Genomic DNA, 3,808 nt, shown 5'->3' with positions numbered 1-3,808 from the left:
GGGGAACGCTCGACGCGGCGCTGGCCAACAGCCTGCTCAGCGTCGGCGGCCAGCGGGTCGCCGGGCGGGTGGCGATCGATGCGGGGGTGACGGGCACGCTCGCCGCACCGCGGGCGGAGGGCAGCGCGACGCTCTCGGGCGGCAGCTTCACCGACCCGCTCAACGGCATCCGGCTGACCAACATCGAGGGCCGCGCCACGGGGCGCGGCGACGCGGTCGTGCTGGAACGCCTCACCCTGGCGACCCGCAACGGCGGGACGCTGCGTGCCGACGGCCGCGTGGCGCTCGAGCCCCAGGCCGGGTTCCCGGGCACGATCCGCATCGCGGGCGAGCGCACCGAGCTGATCTCGAGCCCGCTGATGACGGCGGTGGCGAGCCTGAACCTCGCGCTCTCCGGCCCGCTGTCGCGCACGCCGCGGATCGCCGGCCGCGTCGACGTGGTCTCGATCGACGTGTCGGTGCCCGACCGGCTGCCCGCGACGGTGCAGCCGCTGCCGGGCATCCGCCGGGTCAACACCCCGCCCGACATCCGCGCCCGGCTCGACGCCAAGGCCCTGCGCGGGGCGCAGCTGGCGGCCGTGGGAAGACGCGGCGCGCGCGGCAAGCCCGCCGTGCCGTTCGACGCCACCCTCGACGTCGCGGTGAGCGCTCCGAACCGCATCTTCGTGCGCGGGCGCGGCATCGACGCCGAGCTCGGCGGGAGCTTGCGCGTCACCGGCACCTCGCGCGACCCGAACGCGAACGGCGCGTTCGAGCTTCGGCGCGGGCGTCTCGCGGTGATCGGGCAGCGCCTCGACTTCACCCGCGGCCGCGTGACCTTCGGCGGCGCCATCGCGGCCCCCGACCTCGACTTCGTCGCCGAGACCAAGGCCACCGACATCACCGCCCGCATCGCGGTCTCGGGGCCGGCCGACAGCCCGGTCTTCGCGATCTCCTCGGACCCGAGCCTGCCGCAGGACGAGGTGCTGTCGCGGCTGCTGTTCAAGAAGGCGTCGGGCAGCCTGTCGCCGTTCCAGGCGCTGCAGCTGGCGCAGGCCGTGTCGCAGCTCTCGGGCGGGGCAGGGGGCGTCGACGTGTTCGAGGCGGCGCGCAAGGGCCTCGGGCTCGACAGCCTCGACGTCTCGACCGGGACCAGCGGCGGCCCGGCGCTCGGCGCCTCGCGCTACCTCAGCGATCGCCTCAGCGTCGGCATCAAGGCCGGCGCCAAGCCGGCCGACACGGGCGCGACCATCGACTACGACGTGACGCGCCGGGTGAAGATCCAGGGCGAGGCCGGCAGCGACGGCCGCACCAGCGTCGGCGTCGGCGCGGAATGGGAGTACTGAGCGCGCGACGCGCTCAGTGGCGCGCGAGGCCGGCCTGCTTCGGGCCGACGGCCTGGGCGAGGCGCCGGCCGACATGCAGCATCGCCCTCTCGATCAGGGCGAGCGTCGGCGGATCGTTGTCGAGCTTGGCGTACTCGTAGGCGACGATCAGGCCGTCGGCGATGCCTTCGAGCAGGCTGACGGTCTCGCTGGCCGCGTCGGCCAGTTGACGGAACGGATCGCCGGACGTCCCCTCGGCGGCCCGAGCCTCCGCACTGTGAGCCTCGGCGACGTGAGCCGTGCAGCGGTCGAGGATCCCCTGCGACGCCTCGATCGTCTTGCGGGTCTCCTCGATGATCTCGCGCATCTCCGCGACGAGGGAAGGCTGGTCCGCGACCTTCGGGTGATCGATGCTCATGCTGATATTGCCCCCACGACGGAGCAAGCTTGCATCCTATGGTTGAGATGCGTCAACAGGATTCGCATGTCGCGCGACGTCGCACGGTCGGCCGCAAGGGTCCGGTGCCAAGGGGCCGGTGCCAAGGGGCCGGTGCAAGGGTCCGGTGGAGACGGGTGCAGGACGGGAAGCGGAACCGGACGTGCGTCAGGAAGCGTTCGAACGAAAACGAGCCGCGCCCGTTTCCGGGGCGGCTCGCAGGTGGCACATCCGACGCGACCCCGCAGGGTCGCGCCCGAGGGTCACTTGATCAGCATCAGCAGGGCCTTGCCGGCGGGGGACTTCAGCTCCTTGGCGTCGAGCGTGCCGTCGTTGTCCGGGTCGGCGGCCTGGAAGCGGTCGGCGACGGCGGCGAGGTATTCCTTCTTGTCGATCGTGCCGTCGTTGTCCGGGTCGGCCTTCTTCAGGCCGGCGGCGCTCAGGCGGCCCTTCAGCTCCTTCTTGTCGAGGGTGCCGTCGGCATCCTTCTCGAGGCGATCGAAGGTCGCCGAGGCGGTCGCCTCGATCTCCTTCATGTCGACGGTGCCGTCGTTGTCGGTGTCGATCATCTTGACCGCCTGGGCGCCGGTCATCGGCTTGGCGAAGGCGACGGGGGCGGTCATGGTGGCCGAGGCCAGGACGAGAGCGGCGAAGGTGCTGGAAAGACGAAGGGTCATTGCCGAATTATCCCGAAATGTGTTGCGCGAACTTCCTACGCGTGACGATTGCACTGCACAAGCGATTTCTCTCGATCGATCGCTGAGGTTGCCCATGGCGCGTCCCACGCCGAAGGCGGGGCGAGCCCGGCGCGACATCCCTGCGGGCGCGGGCGCGAGCCCAACGCGCCATCGTCCGCGTCGTTGCGAAGGCTCGCCGAATCGCCATCGTCCCGACGCACGGTGCGCCCCGAACGGCCGACGCGGGGGCCGGCGTGCCGCCCGCCCCACCCTCCAGCGCGAGACCCTGATCCGATGGCAACCCGTCCGCTGATCTTCTATCCCGACCCGCGGCTGGACGTGCCGTCCGACCCCGTGACGGCCTTCGATGCCGATCTCGGCGACCTCGCCCGGGACGTGACGGAGACCCTCGATTCGGCCGCGGCCGCCGGGTTGACCGCGGCGCATCTCGGCGTGCGGCGGCGCCTCGTCGTGCTGCGCCCGGAGCCGGGCGGGCCGGCCATGGTCTACGTCAACCCCGAGATCGTCGACCGCTCGCCCGAGCGCGTCACGGCGCGGGAGGGCAGCGTCTCGATGCCGGGCGTGTCCGAGCCGGTCGAGCGGGCGGCCACGATCCGGGTGCGGTTCCAGGATCTCGACGGCGTCGCGCAGGAGGAGGCGGCCGAGGGGTTTCGGGCCGCCTGCCTCCAGCACGAGATCGACCAGCTCGACGGCATCTTCTGGATCGCCCGCCTCTCGCGCCTGCGCCGGGAGCGGGCGGTGAAGCGCTTCGCCAAGCTGCGGGCGCAACCGTGAGCGCGATCCCGTCTCGAGGCCATCCGGCCTTGGGCCGCGCCGTGCCGGCCACGCCGGCTCGATCACGGAGGCTTGACGCCGGGACAGAGGCTTGGCCCGATGCCGGCCTGCGCTTAGGAGGAGGCATGCGTCTCGCGATCCTGCTCGCCACGTCCCTGTCCGCCCTGGCCGTATCCCGGCCCGTGCAAGCCCAGGCGCCGGGCAGGCCGGCCAAGCCGGCGCCGGCCGTGCAGGGGCCGGTCTCCGCACCGGTGATCGCGTGCCCGTCGCTGGCGAACTACCGTCTCCTGCGGCGGGAAGCGCCCGACGAGGCCGCCGCGCTCGCACGCCTGGGCGATGCCAAGGCCGACCACCTCGGCTGCACGGCGTTTCCGCGGGATCGGATCGCCGCGCTCGCCGAGCACGTCGCCCTCGGCGGCGCGCAGTACGATTGCCTGGCCCTGCAGGGCACCGCGATCTGCCAGTGGACGGCGACCGGCACCGTCGACCTGCCGGTGCCGGCCAAGTCGCAGCCGAAGCCGTCGGCCGCCGACAGGGGCCGACGCTGAGGCACCGTCCGGCGCGCGCGGCGGCGATGCCGGGGACGGCGCCGGGAG

General features: G+C 73.0%; 5 protein-coding genes. 3 read left to right on the top strand and 2 right to left on the bottom strand.

Annotation, left to right across the window (positions count from 1 at the left end):
- Positions 1–1,325 (top strand): translocation/assembly module TamB domain-containing protein (locus tag FV230_RS25660; protein ID WP_187275618.1); only part of this gene is annotated, 1,325 nt, incomplete at its 5' end.
- A 13-nt stretch (positions 1,326–1,338) separates the two neighbouring features.
- On the opposite strand, the gene FV230_RS25655 is transcribed toward FV230_RS25660, so the two are convergent.
- Together FV230_RS25655 and FV230_RS25650 are read right to left on the bottom strand one after the other, a co-directional pair.
- On the bottom strand, positions 1,339–1,722 hold the full coding sequence (locus tag FV230_RS25655; RefSeq protein ID WP_147726352.1) for a hypothetical protein: 384 nt from the start codon (positions 1,720–1,722) through the stop codon (positions 1,339–1,341).
- 281 nt (positions 1,723–2,003) lie between these two features.
- A complete protein-coding gene (locus tag FV230_RS25650) occupies positions 2,004–2,417 on the bottom strand; it encodes an EF-hand domain-containing protein (RefSeq protein ID WP_147726351.1) in 414 nt (137 codons plus the stop codon).
- Between the two features lie 294 nt (positions 2,418–2,711).
- Here FV230_RS25650 and FV230_RS25645 point away from each other — a divergent pair, with 294 nt between their 5' ends.
- Both FV230_RS25645 and FV230_RS25640 read left to right on the top strand, forming a co-directional pair.
- Positions 2,712–3,212, top strand: coding sequence for a peptide deformylase (locus FV230_RS25645; RefSeq protein WP_147844398.1), 501 nt, complete (start codon positions 2,712–2,714; stop codon positions 3,210–3,212).
- A gap of 125 nt (positions 3,213–3,337) precedes the next feature.
- Positions 3,338–3,760 (top strand): hypothetical protein, encoded by a 423-nt coding sequence (locus tag FV230_RS25640; RefSeq protein WP_187275617.1) that lies wholly within the window; start codon positions 3,338–3,340, stop codon positions 3,758–3,760.
- The last annotated feature ends 48 nt before the right edge of the window (positions 3,761–3,808 follow it).

It is taken from the genome of Methylobacterium sp. WL6, from assembly GCF_008040095.1.
In the GTDB taxonomy this organism is placed as follows: domain Bacteria; phylum Pseudomonadota; class Alphaproteobacteria; order Rhizobiales; family Beijerinckiaceae; genus Methylobacterium.
This window is presented reverse-complemented; position numbering and strand designations above follow the sequence as displayed.

What these genes read in the sequence shown, in the direction of transcription:
- FV230_RS25655 (WP_147726352.1), bottom strand. Translation starts at nt 1,722, where the DNA reads ATGAGCATCGATCACCCGAAGGTCGCGGACCAGCCTTCCCTCGTCGCG.
- FV230_RS25650 (WP_147726351.1), bottom strand. Translation starts at nt 2,417, where the DNA reads ATGACCCTTCGTCTTTCCAGCACCTTCGCCGCTCTCGTCCTGGCCTCG.
- FV230_RS25645 (WP_147844398.1), top strand. Translation starts at nt 2,712, where the DNA reads ATGGCAACCCGTCCGCTGATCTTCTATCCCGACCCGCGGCTGGACGTG.
- FV230_RS25640 (WP_187275617.1), top strand. Translation starts at nt 3,338, where the DNA reads ATGCGTCTCGCGATCCTGCTCGCCACGTCCCTGTCCGCCCTGGCCGTA.